The following is a 17,943-nucleotide window of genomic DNA, read 5'->3' as shown; positions in this document are numbered from 1 at the left end:
CTATTACTCTTGAGCCCAAGGCCCCACACACAGTGGCCATGGAGGAGTGAAATGAGGAGCAGCAACCCGGTCTTCTCGCGACGGGGGTTCAGCCGCGACAACGGCTACGCGGGCTTCAACACCGCGCCGCAGGCCGGGGGCGCAGCTGCAGGCACGCAGGGCAGCCCGTACGCGCAGCCGCAGGCCGGCAACCCGTACGCGCAGAACCCGTACGCCCAGCAGGACCTTCAGCACGGCGCACCGCCGCAGGCCCCGGCCGCCACCGGCCGGATGACGATCGACGACGTCGTCCTGCGCACCGGCACCACCCTCGGCGTCCTGGTCGTCACGGCCGCGCTCGCCTGGGCGCTGCTGCCCGTCGACGACGCGAACATCAGCCGGTCGTACGGCATCGCCATCGGTGCCGCGCTGATCGGCATGGTCCTGGCCCTGGTCCAGTCCTTCAAGCGCAAGGCCTCGCCCGCGCTGATCCTGACGTACGCCGCCTTCGAGGGCGTGTTCCTCGGAGTCGTCTCCAGCGTCGTCGACAACCGCATCGCCAGCGGCGCGGCCATGCAGGCGGTGATCGGCACCCTGGCGGTGTTCGCCGGTGTGCTGATCGCGTACAAGGCGGGCTGGATCCGCGTCAACCGCCGGTTCTACGGCTTCGTGATGGCGGCCGCGCTCGGCTTCGTCCTGCTGATGATGGTGAACCTGCTGTTCGCGGTCTTCGGCGGCGGTGACGGCCTCGGCTTCCGCAGCGGCCCGCTCGGCATCGTCTTCGGTGTCATCGGCATCCTGCTCGGCGCCTGCTTCCTCGCCCTGGACTTCAAGCAGGTCGAGGACGGCATCGCGTACGGCGCGCCGCGCGAGGAGGCGTGGCTGGCGGCCTTCGGCCTGACGCTGACGCTGGTGTGGATCTACATGGAGTTCCTGAGGATCATCGCGATCCTCAACAGCAACGACTAGCGCGCCCCGCGTGCGTGAACGGGCCCCGGGTTTTGACCCGGGGCCCTTCGTCGTCGGCGCGCCTAGGCGAATTTGCGCGCGGCCCTCCTCAGGTCGTACTCGTGGATGAGAGCTTTCGCGTGGCCGTACGCGAGGTTGTGTTCGTGGCGGAGCCAGCTGACCTTTTCCTCGAAGCGGAAGAGAGCCGGGCCTTCGTCGACGGTGCGCAGCCAGTCGGACACTTCACGACCGGTGCAGTGGGGGATGCGGGCGAGCATGTTGCGGTGGGTCTCCTCGGAGAGGACGTGGGACATCGGCGCCTCCGGACGCAAAGGGGATGTAAGCCGGTCCTTCAGGTCACCGTGCCTGAGCGTTCGCCCGTTGGCAACAGTCGCGGTGGGACGCGTACGCTCACGGCGTGGTGGATACGACGCGTCTGACCCGAGCGGTGGATCACTTTGCCGACCGTCTGCGGGCCGCTCCGCAGAGTCGGCTGCAGCGAGGGGCCGCCGCGGAGGCCCTGGGACTGGCCAGGGAGTTCGCCCGGTGGGCGCAGGTGGTGGAGGCGCCCGAGGCGGAGCCCCGGGAGATGCCGGACGCGGGGATGTTCGCCGCGGCCGACCAGATCACCGTGGCCGTGCACGATCTGGCGCTGGTGATCTCGACCGACGCCGAGGTCGAGGACGCGCTGGCCCTGGTGGCGGACGCGCAGAAGAAGGCGGGCGTCTGAGGCCCCGCGCGATCGCCGGACGACCGGGGCGGGGCCCCGGTCACCCGCCCGTGGGGGTGAGCCGGAGCCCGCGGCGCCTCACAGGCTCGCTATGACCCGGTCCGCCAGGATGTAGACGTTCTCCTCGCCGCAGGCGAACGTGAGCGTGTACGCGCCGGAGATGCCGGAGCCGCCCAGCAGTATCGGGGTCTGCCCCGCGCGCAGCGCCGCCGCCAGGCGTTCCGCCGTCTCGCGGTGGCCCGGGGTCATGCAGAGGGTGGTGCCGTCGGCGAAGACGTAGACGTCGAGGGTGCCCAGGGGGCCCGGGCGGACGTCGGCGAGTTCGGTGCCGGAGGCGGCCAGCTCCTCCAGGGTGGCCACGGTGCGCTCGTGGTCGCCCACGACCGGCGAGGCGACCGGGACGAAGTCCGGGTGCGAGGGGTGGCGGCGGCGGGCGGCGGCCAGTTCCGGGGAGTCCCCGGCGAACTCGTCGGCGTCCGCGCCGGGCTCGCTGACCGGCTCCAGGCCCACGAAATCGGCCTGCCGGGGCAGGAACAGCTCGCTGTCCGGCAGTCCCAGCAGCGTGGGCGCGTCGGAGGCGTCACGAACCTCCTGGGCGGCCCAGAACGCCCGCGCCTCGGCGAGCTCGCGCTCACGCTCCTCGGCGAGCGCCTCGGCCACGGCGGCCCGTATCTCGTCGCCGGCGGGGCGGGCGGCGGGCACGAAGCCTCGCGCCGCCGTGGCGTTGCCCTTGGCGATCTCGGTGTGCAGGGCGGCGACCTGGCGTCGCAGCACCATGAGGGTGCGCAGCACGGCGACGCCCACGGCGCCGGTGGCGGCCGTGGTGACCAGCAAGGCGATCGGCATGACGCTCACTGACGTACTCCCGGTTCAAAGTCGACCCCCGACTTCCTACATCAGCTTGAAGGGCGGACTAACCCGCTGTCAGTGCGTAACGTCACGAATCGGACATGACTTTGAGGCCGGGGTACCTGGCTGAAGTGGGGGTGACCTGCGTAAATCCCTTCCCGGGGGAGATAGGTCACATCCTGGGGGAGATTGGATCACAAATCGGCCCGGAACCTTGGTGATTCCCGGGTTCCGGGCCGAACGGTGACGCTGAGTTCCCGTATGGCTACGGTGAGTTGAGGTGGCGGGGGTGGTCAGCTCAGGCGCTCGATGACCATCGCCATGCCCTGGCCGCCGCCGACGCACATCGTCTCCAGGCCGAACTGCTTGTCGTGGAACTGGAGGGAGTTGATGAGCGTGCCGGTGATCCGGGCGCCGGTCATGCCGAAGGGGTGGCCGACCGCGATGGCGCCGCCGTTGACGTTCAGCTTGTCGAGGTCGATGCCGAGCTCGCGGTAGGAGGGGATCACCTGGGCGGCGAAGGCCTCGTTGATCTCGACCAGGTCGATGTCGCCGATGGTCAGGCCGGCGCGGCGCAGGGCCTGCTGGGACGCGTCCACCGGGCCGAGGCCCATGATCTCGGGGGACAGGCCGGAGACGCCGGTCGACACGATGCGGGCGAGCGGGGTCAGGCCGAGCTCGCGGGCCTTGGTGTCGCTCATGATCACGAGCGCGGCGGCGCCGTCGTTCAGCGGACAGCAGTTGGCGGCGGTGACCATGCCGTCGGGGCGGAAGGCCGGCTTGAGGCCCTGGACGCCCTCCAGGGTGACGCCGGCGCGGGGGCCGTCGTCCTTGGCGACGACCGTGCCGTCGGGGGTGGTGACCGGGGTGATCTCGCGCTCCCAGAAGCCGTTCTTGAGGGCTTCCTCGGCGAGGTTCTGCGAGCGGACGCCGAACTCGTCCATCTCCTGGCGGGTGACGCCCTTGAGGCGGGCCAGGTTCTCGGCGGTCTGGCCCATCGCGATGTAGGCGTCCGGCACGAGGCCGTCCTCACGCGGGTCGTGCCAGGTGGTGCCCTCCTGCTCCGCGACGGCGGCGGTGCGGGCCTCGGCCTCCGCGAAGAAGGGGTTGCGCGTGTCCGGCAGGCTGTCGGAGTTGCCCTTCACGAAGCGGGAGACCATCTCGACACCGGCCGAGAGGAAGACGTCGCCCTCGCCGGCCTTGATGGCGTGCAGGGCCATGCGGCTGGTCTGGAGCGAGGAGGAGCAGTACCGGGTGATCGTGCAGCCGGGGAGGTGGTCCATGCCCATCTGCACGGCGACGATGCGGCCGAGGTTGTTGCCCTGCTCGCCGCCGGGCAGGCCGCAGCCGAGCATCAGGTCGTCGATGTCCTTCGGGTCCAGCTCGGGGACCTTGGCGAGGGCGGCCTGGATGATCGTGGCGGTGAGGTCGTCAGGGCGCAGATCCTTGAGGGAGCCCTTGAAGGCGCGGCCGATGGGGGAGCGGGCGGTCGAGACGATCACGGCTTCGGGCATCAACGGCTCCATGGGCAAGGGATCGGGCGGGGCTGTGTGGGAAGTTACCCGTACGTATGGACTCGGTCACGGGTATCGGGGTGTGACGCTGACCGCAATTTACTAAGCGCTTGCTTTTCTGATCGTCCCCCGCATCCCAGCCCACCGCAGCCACCCCGCCCACCCGGGCCGAGCCGCCCGGGCCGAGCCGCCCGAGCCGAGCCGACCCGACCCGAGCCGACCCGACCCGAGCCGGCCGGGGGCCGGAGCCCCCGGGTGCGGCGCTTCAGGGTGACGGGGTGACCGGGGCCGGGGCCGGCTCGGTCACCGCCACCCGCCGGCGCCGCCGCCGCTTGAGCAGTGCCCACGGTCCCTTCGGTCCGCTCGGCATCGCGGCCGCGACCTCCGTACCGGCCTCCGACGCCGCCTCCGCCGCGGCGCGGGCCACCGGCAGGAAGCCCTCGCGACGGGAGGCGTCCGGGCGGTCCTCCTCGGCCGGCCACAGGCCCAGGGCCGCGCAGACCGTCGGCAGCACCGCCATCGCCGCCGTGGCGTAGCCCTCCGCGGAGGGGTGGTAGTTGTCGGGGCCGAACAGCTCCCTCGGGTTCTCCTCGAACTCCGGGCCCAGCAGGTCGCCCAGCGACACCGTGCGGCCGCCCTGCTCCACGGCCCCGATCGTCTGGGCGGCCGCCAGCTGGCGGGACGCCCGGCGGGCCAGCCAGCGCAACGGCTGCTGCACCGGCTCGATCGTGCCCAGGTCGGGACAGGTGCCGACCACCACCTCCGCGCCGGCCGTGCGCAGCCGGCGTACCGCCGTCGACAGATGGCGGACCGAGCGGGTCGCCGGCATCCGGTGCGTCACGTCGTTCGCGCCGATCATGATCACGCAGATGTCGGGCACCCGGACCGGGTCGGACAGCGTCAGGGCCACCTGGCGGTCGAGGTCGTCGGAGGTGGCCCCGGGCAGTGCGACGTTACGCAGCTCCACCGGGCGTTCCGCCACCGCCGCCAGGCCCGACGCCAGCAGCGCGCCCGGAGTCTGGCCGGCCCGGTGGACGCCCTGGCCCGCGGCCGTGGAGTCGCCCAGCATCACCAGACGCAGGGGCGGTTCGTCGGGGACGGTGTAGGCATGGCCGTACCGTCCCTCCGAATGGGGGACGTGCGGCGCCGTGCCGTTGCCCACCTGTCGCTTCGCCAGCCGTACCTCCGCCAGCAGCAGGCCCACGGCCGCCGCGCCGGCCAGACCGATCCCGCCACCGCCGTACGCGGCACCGGCCGCGATCCGCCGGGCCACCCTCGCCCTCGACATGCTTGTCATGCGTCGCCGCCACCTCCTCGTAGCCCTACAACCAGTCCTTGCCCCGTACGGACCGTGGCCCAATCTCAACGGGGAGTGAACGACCGTCACGGGCGGCGGGGAACCCCTAGGCTGGCTGAACAGCCACGACCATTTCTTTTGCAAGCGTCCGGAGACAACGGTGCAATTCCACGACTCGATGATCAGCCTCGTCGGCAACACCCCGCTGGTGAGGCTCAACAACGTGACCAAGGGCATTCGGGCGACCGTCCTGGCCAAGGTGGAGTACTTCAACCCCGGCGGATCCGTGAAGGACCGCATCGCCCTGCGCATGATCGAGGCGGCCGAGGAGAGCGGCGCGCTCAGGCCCGGCGGCACGATCGTGGAGCCGACCAGCGGCAACACCGGCGTCGGGCTCGCCATCGTGGCGCAGCAGAAGGGGTACAAGTGCATCTTCGTGTGCCCCGACAAGGTGAGCACCGACAAGATCAACGTGCTGCGGGCGTACGGGGCGGAGGTGGTCGTGTGCCCGACCGCCGTGGACCCGGAGCACCCCGACTCCTACTACAACGTCTCCGACCGGCTGGTCCGGGAGACGCCCGGCGCGTGGAAGCCCGACCAGTACTCCAACCCCCACAACCCGCTCTCCCACTACCACTCGACCGGCCCCGAGCTGTGGGAGCAGACCGAGGGGCGGATCACCCACTTCGTGACCGGCGTGGGCACCGGAGGCACCATCTCCGGGACCGGGCGGTACCTGAAGGAGGCCAGCGACGGCAAGGTGCAGGTCGTCGGCGCGGACCCCGAGGGCTCCGTGTACTCGGGCGGCTCCGGGCGGCCGTACCTCGTCGAGGGCGTCGGTGAGGACTTCTGGCCCACCGCCTACGACCGGACCGTCGCCGACGAGATCGTGGCCGTGTCCGACAAGGACTCCTTCCAGATGACCCGCCGGCTCGCCAAGGAGGAGGGCCTGCTGGTGGGCGGCTCCTGCGGGATGGCCGTCGTGGCCGCGCTCCGGGTCGCCGAACGGCTCGGCGAGGACGATGTCGTGGTCGTCCTGCTCCCCGACAGCGGCCGCGGCTACCTCAGCAAGATCTTCAACGACGAGTGGATGGCCGACTACGGCTTCCTGGAGGGCGAGGGGCCCAGCGCCCGCGTCGGTGACGTGCTGAACGACAAGGAGCACGGGGCCATTCCGTCCCTCGTCCACATGCACCCCGACGAGACCGTCGGCCAGGCCATCGAGGTGCTGCGCGAGTACGGCGTCTCGCAGATGCCGATCGTCAAGCCGGGCGCCGGTCACCCGGACGTCATGGCGGCGGAGGTCGTCGGGTCGGTCGTGGAACGGGAGCTGCTCAACGCGCTGTTCGCCCAGCGGGCCTCGCTGGAGGACCCGCTGGAGAAGCACATGTCGCCGCCGCTGCCGCAGGTCGGCTCCGGCGAGCCGGTCGCGGACCTGATGTCCGTGCTCGGCACGGCGGACGCGGCGATCGTCCTCGTCGAGGGCAAGCCGACCGGTGTGATCAGCCGGCAGGACCTGCTGGCCTTCCTCGCCAAGGGCGCGAAGTAGCGGCAAACATCCGGTGAACGGCGCCTGGACACGGCGAACTTGCGGCCTTCCGCCCGATCGGTGGACTTCGCAGAAGTGGTACGAGCGCGTCACGTCCGCGCAGCACCCGCTTAACACGCGTCCGGCACGTTGGTGGATGTCGGCAGGGCGGGAGCGGCTCCCCGCCCCGGCCGGCGCCCAAACGGCGTCACGGACCTCCGGAGCGGCTCCCGGACCTCCACAGACGCCTGGGACGCGTAAGCCCGGTCCTGACCCGGCCCGCGTCCTTCGCGGGGACCGCCGTCGTCCCGCCCCCCGGTAACGGGGGTGCGGCGGTCCCCGCGCACAGCCCTTTCCGGGGTGGTCGCCGGCCCGCGCGGCCCGTCGCCCCGCTCCCCGGCAGCACCCGGCGTCCGCTGTCCGGGGATTGGGAGGTCAGTCCTCCCAGGTGTCGGCCTGCGAGGACGTGCGGTGGCGCCGGCCGCGGAAGAGTTCCGGGTGGGTGCGGGCGGCCTGGAAGGCGTTGACTCCCACGATGCCGGCCCAGGCGACGAGCAGGCCGGGAAGGTGGGCGACACCGCCGCCGATCGCGGACAGCGGGATCGCCAGGACCAGCGAGACGATTCCGAAGCCGAAGCGCTCACCCCAGGAGTCCGTGGGCTGCGGCGACCGGGAACCCCGGGCCACCACCATCTGCTGCTCGGCCATCTGCCGGCGCACCCGGCGCTCCACGGCGCCGTCGATGCGCTGGTCGACCTTCTCCAGGAACGAGTCGACCAGCGCGGACTCGTACTCGTCGCCCAGTTCCCTGCGGGCCTGCAGGGTGGCGTCGAGTTCCTTCTTGAATTCGGTGTCCCGCGCGTCCATTCCGGTCATGCGGTCCACGGTAGGCAGCGGCCGGTCCGACCGCACTGGGGATATCCCCCCTTCTCCGGCGCCGACGGCCCCCACCCCGCTCACGTCATGAGGCCGTGCTGCTTCACGTCCGCGTCCGCCGCGTCCGCCGCGTCCTGCGGGTCCTTCTCGCTCTTGCCCGGCTGCATAGCGTCATGCAGAGTTCTCGGCAGGTGAATAGGCTGTCCATGCCTCGGCCGAACTCGTGACGGCGGCGGCCGCACTGCTCGGCCGGTGCACGGACATCTGGAGGGGGAGCGAGGCATGAGCGCGGACACAGGGACGGGTGTGGTGGACACGGAGACGGGTGCGGGTGTGGGTGCGGGTGTGCCGGACAGTCCCGCCGCCCGGCTGCAGGCCCTGTTCGAGGGGCACCGGCTGACGCCGACCCAGCGGCGCATCGCGCACAGCATGGTGCGGCGCGCCGCCGACGTGCCGTTCCTGTCCAGCGTGGAACTGGCCGAGCTGGCCGGGGTCAGCCAGCCGTCCGTCACCCGCTTCGCGGTCGCCCTCGGCTTCGACGGCTACCCCGCCCTGCGCAGGCACCTGCGCGAGGTCGCGCCCACCGAACAGACGGCGGCCCCGGCGTCGTTCAACGAGTACCAGCAGGCCGTCGAGGCCGAGATCGAGAACCTGCGGCACCTCGCTCAGGCGCTGGCCGACCCGCGGCCCGTGCGGAAGGCGGGGCGGCTGCTCGCGGCCTCCCGCCCGCTGCCCGTCCTCGGGCTGCGGGCGGCGGCCTCGCAGGCGTACGGCTTCGCCTACTTCGCCGCCAAGGTCCACCCGGACGTACGGCTGCTCGACGAGGGCGGCACGATGATCCACGACCGGATCGACGCCGCCGTACGGGCGGGTGCCACCACCCTGCTGTGCTTCGCGCTGCCCCGGCATCCGCGCGAGGTCGTGGACACGCTCACCTACGCGGGACAGGCGGGGCTGACCGTGGTCACCGTCGCCGACTCCGCCTTCGCGCCGGTCGCCAAGGTGTCCGACCTGCTGCTGCCGGCCGCCGTCGGGACCGGACTCGCCTTCGACACGGCCTGCGCGCCGATGCTGCTCGGCCGGGTCCTGCTGGAGGCCATGTGCGACGACCTGCCGGACGCGCAGGCCCGGCTGGAGGAGTTCGACACGAAGGCGGCGGCGCGGGGGCTGTTCGTGGAGTGACGGCGCCCGCGGCGTCTCTCAGACTCGTCTCACGTTCTGTCGATAATCTTCCCGACAGTCTGTCCGGCGCGGAAAATGACGCGGAAAATGCTGTCGGACAGGAGTGCCGGAGCGACGAGGAGGCGGAACGTGGCACGCGGGGATCGCAGAGCGCAGGGTCTGGCCCGGGTGGCCGTCGTCGTACGGGCCGGAGCCGCGCCGATGGGGTGGCTCGGGGTGTGCGCGGCGGGGATCGGCCTGTCGGTGGAGGGCGTCACCGGACGGCGGATCGGGGTGATGGCCGGGGCCGCGCTGTTCATCGTCGCCGCGGCCGTCGTGGCGTACGCCCGCCGTAAGCGGTACGTCGAACTGGCGCGCCAGGCCGCCCGCGCGAGCAAGCACGACGTGCTCCAGGACCGTGCGGTGAGCGCCCGCGCCTGGCGTCGCGGGCACCGCTGGTGGCTGCTGCTCGCCTTCCTCGCCGCGCTGGGCAGCGCGTTCGCCGTGCCCGCCGCCGGGGGCATGCTGCTCGCCGGGTGCGGCGCCGGACTGCGGTGGAAGGCCGCCTGGCTCGGACGGCGCGAGCAGGCCGGGGACGCGCTGCTGTGGGTGCGGGTGGACTGGCTCTCGCCCAACGGCGGGCGTCCCGCCGGGAAGACGGTCAAGGCCTACCGCAGTACGGGCATCGCGGCCGGCGACGCGGCCCCGGGCGGGGCCCGCCGCCGCACCGCGGCACTCGTCTAGTCAGACCTCCAGATCCTCCTCGATCCTGCGCAGCTGGTGGCGGGCCATCGCCAGGTTGGAACGCTTGGCGTCGAGCACCAGGTAGAGGAAGAGCCCGTTGCCGCCCCGGCCGCTCATCAGGCGGATCAGGTGGTACTGGTCGGACAGGGTGATCAGGATGTCCTCGATCTGGCCCTTGAGCCCGAGGTGCTCCATGGTGCGCAGCTTGGAGCGGACGACGTCGGTGTTGCCGGCGGCGGCGACGTTCAGGTCGAAGGTCTTGCTGCCGCCCAGCGTGCCCAGCGCCATGCCGCTGGTGTAGTCGACGAGCGCGACGCCGGTGGCGCCCTCGATGGAGGCGAGTGCCTCTTTCAGCGCGGTTTCGGTGTTGGCCATGACGGTTCCTCGGTTCCTCTCAACTTTCGGTGGTGCGCGCCGCCGTCGGTGCGGCGGGCGTCTCGGGGGCCGGAGTACGGGGCTCGGCGGCCGGGGCCTGGGCCTGGGCCTCGGCGGGCTTCGCCCGGGAGGCGCGGGCGGCTCTGGCGCGGGGCGCGGCGGGCTTGGCCGGGGTCTTCGCGGGCGGCTCGGCCGGGGGCGTCGCAGCGGTGTCGACCAGCTCCGCGATGCGGGCCCCGGCCCGGCGGCCCTCCAGGTGCAGGCGGCCGACGTGGACGCGGTCCTGGGCGAGCAGGGTCAGCAGCGCGGTACGGCCCGCCGCGTAGGTGGCCACGTAGCCGTACACCCCGCGGACGAGCAGTTCGCGGACCTCGCCCTGGCCGGTCGCGTCGGTCAGCTGCGTGGCGAGGTCGAGGGCGGTGGTGGTGAGCGCGGCCACCGCGCGCGGGTCGACGCCGGGGGTGTCCTGGGCCAGGACGAGACCGTCGGATCCGGCCGCCAGGGCGCCGGTGAGCTGGGGCACGCGGGCTCTGAGCCGGCGCAGTTCCTCCAGGATGTCGGCCTCCGCTGCCATCAGGTCTCTCCTCTCGGCGCGGGTCCGCTGCCGCTCAAAGGGCTTCCAGCGCATCCCTGAGCCTCTTCAGCAACGTGATGTGGGGGTCGGCGAGACGGGGGTCCGAGAAGGAGGAATCGGCGGCACGGGGATCGGAGACACGGGGATCGCCGAGGTGGGGATCGCTGAGGCGGGGGTCGGCGAGATGCGGATCGGTGAGGTGAGGGTCGGTGAGGTGAGGGCCGGCGGGGTGCGGATCGGTGAGCTCAGGCGGGGGTTCCGCGGAGGGCTCCGGCCGGGGGGAGACCGCACCGGCCGCGGCCAGCCGCCGCAGGTCCACCAGCGTGTGGAACCCGGGACGGCCCAGCTCCCGCGCGATGTCCGCCGCCGTACGGACCTCGTCCAGGCGGGCCAGGACCGCGTGCTGGCGGGTGCTGGGGGGCGGGGGAGCGGGGCGCCGCGCGCGGACGAGGGGCGCCTCGTCGGTGGCCGGGTCGGGCCAGATGCGGTGCAGTACGTCGCGGCGGCGCAGTGTCTCGCGCTCCAGGGCGGCCACCGGCACCGGGCACGGGCAGCCCGGCCCGCCACCGGTGGCGTAGCGGAAGTGGCCCGGGGTGCTGCTGGGCGCGAGCGCGAAGTACGCCGCGTCGTACAGCGCCACGATCCGGCACACGTCCAGCGCGCCCCGGGTGAGGTGCCCGCCGTCGACCAGGAGATGGCCGGCGCGGTGCCGGTCGCCGGTCTCGGTCAGCGCCTGCCGCCAGGTGTCGGCGTCGAGAGTGCCGCGGGCGGTGAGCAGGACGCCGAGGCCGGGGGCGGACGGGCTCTCGGCGTGCACCACCCGGCCCTCCGCGAGTTGCAGCGTGCCCCGCTCGCGGACCAGGACGCCGGTGGCCCGCTCGGCGGCGAGCCGGGACAGCATCGGGGAGACGCCGCCCCAGCCCCGGTGCCGGGCCGTCACCTTGTCCCGCACGGGCAGCCGGGGCGGTGGTGTGGTGCGCACGGCGGTCATCCCAGCACCAGCCGTCCGGCCAGCTCGCCCAGCCGGATGCGGGCCAGCGCCAGATTGCCGTCCGCGCGGGCCAGCCACAGGTGCAGGCACACGCTGCTGTCGAACGACGTCGGCACGAACCGCAGCACGTGGTAGCTGTCCCGGTTGCTGATGATGAGGTCCTCGACCGGCGGCCCGTCACCCTCGCCGTCACCCGCGCCGTCTCCGTCGCCGTGTTCGCCGGGGCCTGGTGCGAAGGCGCGCTGCTCGGCGGCCAGCCGGGCCAGTTCGGCGGCCTCCACCGCGGCCGCCTCCTGGTCGCCGCCCGGGGACTCCCCGACGGTGCCCAGGGCCAGTCCGCTCGTCCAGTCGACCAGTGCGGCGCCCCGGGCACCGGGCAGTCGCATGGCTTCCAGCAGGCACTCGTCGATTCCGGGCACCGTGGCTCCCCTCCCGCCTGGGGTTCGGCTGAGTGACGCCGAAACTACGCAACGTGTGGGAGAGGAGTGGAGGTTCTGGCATTTTCCGGTGGAACATGCGGCGACTGACTAAGGTAGGTCAACTGGCCTGGTTGTCAGACCAGTTGATCAGCAGCACCCCCGGCGTGCGTCAATGGCTCCGAGGTGCGCCGAGGGTGGTGAGCGCGTCCGTGTGCGCCCCTCCCGATTCGGCCACGATCTCCTGGACGGTCTGCGCCTCGCGCACGGTCGCGAAGGCGATGCCCCCGGCCCCGTCCCGCACGAAGCCGTAGATCCCGGGCCGGGCCAGGGAGTTGTACGCGTAGTGGTGGGCGAAGTAATACGCGCCCGTGTCCAGCGCCGCCGCGTAGTCGCCCTGCGCCAGCAGCGGCAGCGGGTGTCCCCGGGCGAGCAGGTCTCCCGCGAAGCACGCCGGCCCGGCGATGTCCTGCACCACCTCGGGCCCCTCCTTCGGCCGCCCCTTGCCGTCGTACGCGGCGATCCGCAGCGGCCACGACCCCGGCGCGTACACCGTCCGCGTCGCCACCTGCACCCCCGCGTGCGTCACCGCCACCGGGTGCCCGCCCGCGCTCTTCGCGTACTCGACCCGGGCCACCACCGTCCCGTGCTCGGCCAGCAGCGACCGCCCGAACTCGGTCACCAGCCCGTACCGCCCGTCGAACAGCCCCGGCACCGTCTGCTTCAGCAGTCGCGCGTAGTCCGCGTACGTCGGTGTCGTCCGGTCCGACGTGAAGTTCACCGGCAGCCCGCCGCCGATGTCGATCGTGTCGATCTGCGGCCGCCCGATCCGCCCGTTGATCTCCTCCGCGAGCCGGTACGTCTCCGCCACGCCCTCGGCCATCAGCGTCAGGGGGATGCCCTGCGACCCGGTGTGCGCGTGCAGCCGGGACAGCCAGGGGCGCTCGGCGTACGCCCGCACCAGCCACGCGCGCGCCCCCTCGTCCCGCAGTGCCACCCCGAACTTCGAGGTCGCCGTGGCGGTGGACAGGGCCTCGATGGATCCGCCGCCGACCTGCGGGTTCACCCGGATCCCGAGGGGGGAGCGGCTGGGCGCCGACCGTATCAGGGCGTCGATGCGGTCCAGCTCCTGCCGATTGTCGGCGTTGACCGCGATCCCGAGCGCCAGCGCCTCCCGCAGCTCGGCCGGTGTCTTGGCGGGCGAGTCGAGGACCGTCCGGGCCGGCGGCACTCCCGCCGCCCGCGCCAGCGCCAGCTCGCCCGGGCTCGCCACCTCCGCCCCGAGCCCCTCCTCCCGCAGCAGCCGCAGCACCGGCACCAGCGGGGCCGCCTTCACCGCGAAGGCGTGCAGCACGGGCGTCCCGGGCGCGGTGACCGCGTCGAAGGCCGCCCGCAGCCGTGCCGCCGACCCCCGGATCCCGGTGACGTCGAGCAGGCCGACGAGGGGGGAGCCGGGACCCAGCAGCCCCTGCTCCACGGCCGCGCGGACCGCCTCGTCCCGGCGGGCGGCCCGCTCCCCGGCGCTCTCGCTCGCGTGACGCTCGTCGGCCTCGCTCACCACGTCCCCCGTCATGCCGGTGCCCGCTCTCATGCGTCCAGCCAAACATCCCTCGGGCGGACCTGCCGACGACCCCCGCTATTGACTAGCTCTATTCAGGAAGCAAGGATGTGAATAACGACAGTACTCATCCGCTGGGAGGCAGACCATGTCAGGACCCCGCCCCGTACGAGCGCCGCGCGGTACGGAACTGAGCGCCCTGGGATGGCAGCAGGAAGCCGCCCTGCGGATGCTGCAGAACAACCTCGACCCGGAGGTCGCCGAACACCCCGACAAGCTCGTCGTCTACGGCGGCACCGGCAAGGCCGCCCGGGACTGGCGCTCCTTCGACGCGATGGTCCGCACGCTGCGGACCCTGAAGCAGGACGAGACGATGCTCGTCCAGTCCGGCCGCCCCGTCGGTGTCATGCAGACCCACGAGTGGGCGCCGCGCGTGCTGATCGCCAACTCCAACCTGGTCGGCGACTGGGCGAACTGGGAGGAGTTCCGGCGCCTGGAGCAGCTGGGGCTGACCATGTACGGGCAGATGACCGCCGGCTCCTGGATCTACATCGGCACCCAGGGCATCCTCCAGGGCACCTACGAGACCTTCGCCGCCGTCGCCGCGAAGAAGTTCGGCGGCACCCTCGCCGGGACGATCACCCTGACCGCCGGCCTCGGCGGCATGGGCGGCGCCCAGCCGCTCGCGGTGACCATGAACGACGGCGTCGCGATCTGCGTCGACTGCGACCCGCGTGCCATCGAGCGCCGCATCGAGCACCGCTACCTCGATATGCGGGCCGACTCGTTGGAACACGCCCTCCAGCTCGCGGTGGAGGCCCGCGACGCCCGCCGCCCGCTCTCCATCGGCCTGCTCGGCAACGCCGCCGACCTGCTCCCGCGCATGCTCGCCGAGGGCGCCCCCGTCGACATCGTCACCGACCAGACCTCGGCGCACGACCCGCTGGCCTACCTGCCGGTCGGCGTCGACTTCGACGACATGGTCTCGGCCGCCGCCAAGGATCCGGCGGGCTTCACCACCCGCGCCCGTGAGTCGATGGCCCGGCACGTCGAGGCGATGGTCGGCTTCATGGACGCCGGCGCGGAGGTCTTCGACTACGGCAACTCGATCCGGGGCGAGGCGCGACTCGCCGGGTACGACCGGGCGTTCGCCTTCCCGGGGTTCGTCCCCGCCTACATCCGGCCGCTGTTCTGCGAGGGCAGGGGTCCCTTCCGCTGGGCGGCCCTGTCGGGCGACCCGGCCGACATCGCCAAGACCGACAAGGCGATCCTCGGCCTGTTCCCCGAGAACGAGTCCCTCGCCCGCTGGATCAAGCTGGCCGGCGAGCGGGTCCGCTTCCAGGGTCTGCCCGCCCGGATCTGCTGGCTCGGCTACGGCGAGCGGGACAAGGCCGGCGAGCGGTTCAACGACATGGTCGCGAGCGGTGAGCTGGCGGCGCCGCTGGCGATCGGCCGCGACCACCTCGACTGCGGGTCGGTGGCGTCTCCCTACCGGGAGACCGAGGCCATGCTCGACGGCTCCGACGCGATCGCCGACTGGCCGCTGCTGAACGCCATGGTGAACGTGGCGTCGGGTGCCTCGTGGGTGTCCGTCCACCACGGCGGAGGCGTCGGCATGGGCCGGTCTCTGCACGCGGGGCAGGTGACGGTGGCCGACGGTACGAAGCTGGCCGGCGAGAAGATCCGCCGGGTCCTGACCAACGACCCCGGCATGGGTGTCATCCGGCACGTCGACGCCGGGTACGACATCGCGGAGTCGGTCGCCGACGAGCGGGGTGTGCGGGTCCCGATGCGCGAGGGTGACGGCGCGTGACCTTCCACAGCATGTGGACGGAGCTGCTGCCGATCGGCCGCAGCACCGACTCCGGCGGCTACCGCCGCTTCGCCTGGACCGGTGCCGACGCCGAATGCCGGGCCTGGTTCAGGGCCCAGGCCGAGGCGCGGGGACTGACGTACGAACTCGACCGGAACGGGAACCAGTGGGCCTGGCTGGGTGATCCCGCCGCAGGGGACGCCGTCGTCACCGGGTCGCATCTCGACTCCGTGCCCGAGGGAGGTGCCTTCGACGGACCCCTCGGGGTGGTGTCCTCCTTCGCCGCGCTCGACGAACTGCGCGCGCGGGACGTCACGTTCGCCAAGCCGCTGGCCATCGTCAACTTCGGGGACGAGGAGGGCGCCCGGTTCGGGCTCGCCTGTGTCGGGTCCCGGCTGGCCGCCGGGCAGCTCGGCGTGGAGCAGGCGCACCGGCTGACCGACGGCGACGGGGTCACGCTGCCGCGGGCGATGGAGTCCGCCGGATACGACCCGGACGCCATCGGGCCGGACCCGGAGCGGCTCTCCCGGATCGGTGCCTTCGTGGAGCTGCACGTCGAGCAGGGCCGGGCGCTGGACCTCAGCGGCGACCGGGTCGGCATCGCGAGCGCCATCTGGCCGCACGGGCGGTGGCGGTTCGACTTCCGGGGCGAGGCCAACCACGCCGGCACCACCCGGCTGGTGGACCGGCGCGACCCCATGCTGCCCTACGCCGAGACGGTTCTCGCGGCCCGCAGGCAGGCACGACTCGCCGGTGCCGTCGCCACCTTCGGCAAGATCGCCGTCGAGCCCAACGGCGTCAACGCCGTGCCCTCGCTGGTGCGCGGCTGGCTCGACTCCCGTGCCGCCGACCAGACGAGCCTGGACCTCGTGGTCGACGGGATCGAGAAGGCCGCCCGCGAATACGCCGCCGCACAGGGCGTCGACCTCGACGTGGTCCGCGAGTCCTGCACGCCCGTCGTCGAGTTCGACCACGCCCTGCGCGACGAACTCGCCCGCATCCTCGGCAAGGACACCGGCCTGACGGTCCCGGTCCTCGGCACCGGCGCGGGACACGACGCCGGGATCCTCTCCGCGAGCATCCCGACCGCCATGCTGTTCGTGCGCAACCCCACCGGTGTCTCGCACTCCCCGGCCGAGTCCGCCGCCGAGGACGACTGCGTGGCCGGGGTCCTCGCACTCGCTGACGTACTGGAAGGGCTGGCCTGCAGGTGACCCACCCCCACGCACGGACGTACTGGCTGGAGCACGCCTGGCTCGGCACCCACGTCGAGCCGGGCGTGGCCGTGGACACGGCGGACGGCCGCGTCACCGCCGTCCGCACCGGCACCCCCGCCCCGCCTCCCGGGGCCGAGGTGCTCCGCGGGCTGACGCTGCCGGGCCTCGCGAACGCCCACTCGCACGCCTTCCACCGCGCCTTGCGCGGCACCGTTCAGGTCGGCTCCGGCACGTTCTGGACCTGGCGCGAGGTCATGTACTCCGTCGCCGACCGGCTGACCCCGGACACCTACCGCGTCCTCGCCCGGGCCGTGTACGCCGAGATGGCACTGGCCGGCGTCACCGCCGTCGGGGAGTTCCACTACGTGCACCACGCCCCGGGCGGCACCCCCTACGCCGACCCCAACGCGATGGGCGAGGCGCTCGTCGAGGCCGCCGCCGACGCCGGCATCCGCATCACCCTCCTCGACACCGCCTACCTCTCCTCCGGCTTCGGCCGGCCGCCCGACGCCCACCAGCTCCGCTTCTCCGACGGAAACGCCGAGGCGTGGGCCGAACGCTGTTCAGTTCTCAAGGAACGGGATCACGCGCGGATCGGAGCGGCCATCCACTCCGTACGGGCCGTGCCGGCCGGCCAGTTGGCGACCGTGGCGCGGTGGGCCGAGGAGCGGGGGGCCCCGCTCCATGTCCACCTGTCCGAGCAGACCGCCGAGAACGACGCCTGCCGCGAGGCCCACGGGCGCACGCCCACCCAGCTGCTCGCCGAGCACGGCGTGCTGGGGCGGCGGACCACCGGCGTCCACAACACCCACCTCACCGACCAGGACATCGCCCTGATCGGCGGCACCGGCACCGGCACCTGCATGTGCCCGACGACCGAACGGGACCTGGCCGACGGCATCGGACCCGCCGTCGCCCTGCAGAAGGCAGGCTCCCCGCTCTCCCTCGGCTCCGACAGCCACGCCGTCATCGACCTGCTCGAAGAGGCACGCGCGATGGAGCTGAACGAGCGCCTGCGCAGCCGCACCCGCGGCCACTGGACCGCCGCCGCCCTGCTGCGGGCCGCCTCCGCCGACGGTCACGCGGCCCTCGGCTGGGACGGGGCGGGCACCATCGAGCCCGGCGCGCTCGCCGACCTCACGACGGTCGCGCTCGACTCGGTCAGGACAGCGGGGCCGGTGCCCAGACTCGGCGCCGAGACGGCCGTATTCGCGGCGACGGCAGCGGACGTACGGCACACCGTCGTGGGCGGACGGCACGTCGTACGCGACGGGGCGCACACGCTCGTCCCCGATGTGCCGCAGGCACTGGCCCGGGCCGTCGACGCCCTGCGCGCCTGACACCCACCGACGCTTCCCACGCCCACGAGGACA

Annotated in this window: 18 protein-coding genes; 8 read left to right on the top strand and 10 right to left on the bottom strand. The window is 72.8% G+C overall.

Annotated elements, in window-relative coordinates:
• Positions 1-51: 51 nt before the first annotated feature.
• Positions 52-948, top strand: a complete 897-nt coding sequence (locus ACWD0J_RS04610) for a Bax inhibitor-1/YccA family protein (protein WP_451494269.1) — start codon at positions 52-54, stop codon at positions 946-948.
• Between the two features lie 62 nt (positions 949-1,010).
• Here the strand turns inward: ACWD0J_RS04610 and ACWD0J_RS04605 are convergent, their stop codons facing one another.
• Positions 1,011-1,241 carry a DUF4287 domain-containing protein gene (locus ACWD0J_RS04605; protein WP_451494268.1) on the bottom strand — a complete coding sequence of 77 codons (231 nt, stop codon included), beginning with the start codon at positions 1,239-1,241 and terminating at the stop codon, positions 1,011-1,013.
• A 104-nt stretch (positions 1,242-1,345) separates the two neighbouring features.
• On the opposite strand from ACWD0J_RS04605, the gene ACWD0J_RS04600 reads away from it, so the two are divergent.
• A complete protein-coding gene (locus ACWD0J_RS04600; RefSeq protein ID WP_451494267.1) occupies positions 1,346-1,657 on the top strand; it encodes a hypothetical protein in 312 nt (103 codons plus the stop codon).
• Between the two features lie 78 nt (positions 1,658-1,735).
• On the opposite strand, the gene ACWD0J_RS04595 is transcribed toward ACWD0J_RS04600, so the two are convergent.
• The 3 genes from ACWD0J_RS04595 to ACWD0J_RS04585 all read right to left on the bottom strand — a co-directional run bounded on the left by ACWD0J_RS04595 (position 1,736) and on the right by ACWD0J_RS04585 (position 5,317).
• Positions 1,736-2,512, bottom strand: coding sequence for a hypothetical protein (locus ACWD0J_RS04595; RefSeq protein WP_451494266.1), 777 nt, complete (start codon positions 2,510-2,512; stop codon positions 1,736-1,738).
• A 287-nt stretch (positions 2,513-2,799) separates the two neighbouring features.
• A complete protein-coding gene (locus tag ACWD0J_RS04590) occupies positions 2,800-4,020 on the bottom strand; it encodes an acetyl-CoA C-acetyltransferase (RefSeq protein WP_451494265.1) in 1,221 nt (406 codons plus the stop codon).
• Positions 4,021-4,285: 265 nt separating this feature from the next.
• Positions 4,286-5,317, bottom strand: coding sequence for an SGNH/GDSL hydrolase family protein (locus ACWD0J_RS04585; protein WP_451494264.1), 1,032 nt, complete (start codon positions 5,315-5,317; stop codon positions 4,286-4,288).
• 160 nt (positions 5,318-5,477) lie between these two features.
• Here ACWD0J_RS04585 and ACWD0J_RS04580 point away from each other — a divergent pair, with 160 nt between their 5' ends.
• Positions 5,478-6,866 carry a cystathionine beta-synthase gene (locus tag ACWD0J_RS04580; RefSeq protein WP_451494263.1) on the top strand — a complete coding sequence of 463 codons (1,389 nt, stop codon included), beginning with the start codon at positions 5,478-5,480 and terminating at the stop codon, positions 6,864-6,866.
• A gap of 414 nt (positions 6,867-7,280) precedes the next feature.
• Here ACWD0J_RS04580 and ACWD0J_RS04575 read toward each other — a convergent pair whose 3' ends face one another.
• Entirely contained in the window at positions 7,281-7,712 is a 432-nt protein-coding gene (locus tag ACWD0J_RS04575) for a hypothetical protein (protein WP_451494391.1), read from the bottom strand.
• Positions 7,713-8,003: 291 nt separating this feature from the next.
• On the opposite strand from ACWD0J_RS04575, the gene ACWD0J_RS04570 reads away from it, so the two are divergent.
• Both ACWD0J_RS04570 and ACWD0J_RS04565 read left to right on the top strand, forming a co-directional pair.
• A complete protein-coding gene (locus tag ACWD0J_RS04570) occupies positions 8,004-8,903 on the top strand; it encodes a MurR/RpiR family transcriptional regulator (protein WP_451494262.1) in 900 nt (299 codons plus the stop codon).
• Positions 8,904-9,032: 129 nt separating this feature from the next.
• Positions 9,033-9,626, top strand: coding sequence for a hypothetical protein (locus ACWD0J_RS04565; protein WP_451494261.1), 594 nt, complete (start codon positions 9,033-9,035; stop codon positions 9,624-9,626).
• Here ACWD0J_RS04565 and ACWD0J_RS04560 read toward each other — a convergent pair whose 3' ends face one another.
• From ACWD0J_RS04560 to ACWD0J_RS04540, 5 genes are all read right to left on the bottom strand, one after another.
• Entirely contained in the window at positions 9,627-10,001 is a 375-nt protein-coding gene (locus ACWD0J_RS04560; RefSeq protein WP_451494260.1) for a hypothetical protein, read from the bottom strand.
• A gap of 19 nt (positions 10,002-10,020) precedes the next feature.
• A complete protein-coding gene (locus ACWD0J_RS04555; protein ID WP_451494259.1) occupies positions 10,021-10,575 on the bottom strand; it encodes a roadblock/LC7 domain-containing protein in 555 nt (184 codons plus the stop codon).
• Positions 10,576-10,609: 34 nt separating this feature from the next.
• The gene (locus tag ACWD0J_RS04550; RefSeq protein ID WP_451494258.1) at positions 10,610-11,566 is read right to left on the bottom strand and encodes a hypothetical protein; all 957 of its coding nucleotides are present in this window, start codon (positions 11,564-11,566) and stop codon (positions 10,610-10,612) included.
• Entirely contained in the window at positions 11,563-11,985 is a 423-nt protein-coding gene (locus ACWD0J_RS04545) for a hypothetical protein (protein ID WP_451494257.1), read from the bottom strand. Before ACWD0J_RS04545 ends, ACWD0J_RS04550 begins: the two co-directional genes overlap by 4 nt.
• Before the next feature lie 169 nt (positions 11,986-12,154).
• Positions 12,155-13,555, bottom strand: a complete 1,401-nt coding sequence (locus ACWD0J_RS04540) for a diaminopimelate decarboxylase (protein ID WP_451494390.1) — start codon at positions 13,553-13,555, stop codon at positions 12,155-12,157.
• A 133-nt stretch (positions 13,556-13,688) separates the two neighbouring features.
• On the opposite strand from ACWD0J_RS04540, the gene hutU reads away from it, so the two are divergent.
• From hutU to ACWD0J_RS04525, 3 genes are read left to right on the top strand one after another with little or no spacing between them, the layout of a single operon-like run.
• Entirely contained in the window at positions 13,689-15,353 is a 1,665-nt protein-coding gene (gene hutU / locus ACWD0J_RS04535) for a urocanate hydratase (RefSeq protein WP_451494256.1), read from the top strand.
• Entirely contained in the window at positions 15,350-16,567 is a 1,218-nt protein-coding gene (locus tag ACWD0J_RS04530) for an allantoate amidohydrolase (RefSeq protein WP_451494255.1), read from the top strand. Before hutU ends, ACWD0J_RS04530 begins: the two co-directional genes overlap by 4 nt.
• Positions 16,564-17,910 (top strand): formimidoylglutamate deiminase, encoded by a 1,347-nt coding sequence (locus tag ACWD0J_RS04525; RefSeq protein WP_451494254.1) that lies wholly within the window; start codon positions 16,564-16,566, stop codon positions 17,908-17,910. The genes ACWD0J_RS04530 and ACWD0J_RS04525 overlap by 4 nt, the downstream gene beginning before the upstream one ends.
• Positions 17,911-17,943: the final 33 nt, after the last annotated feature.

The organism is Streptomyces sp. NPDC003011, assembly GCF_053591515.1.
The sequence above is the reverse complement of the archived record's forward strand: the minus strand, read 5'-3'. Positions and strand labels throughout refer to the sequence as shown.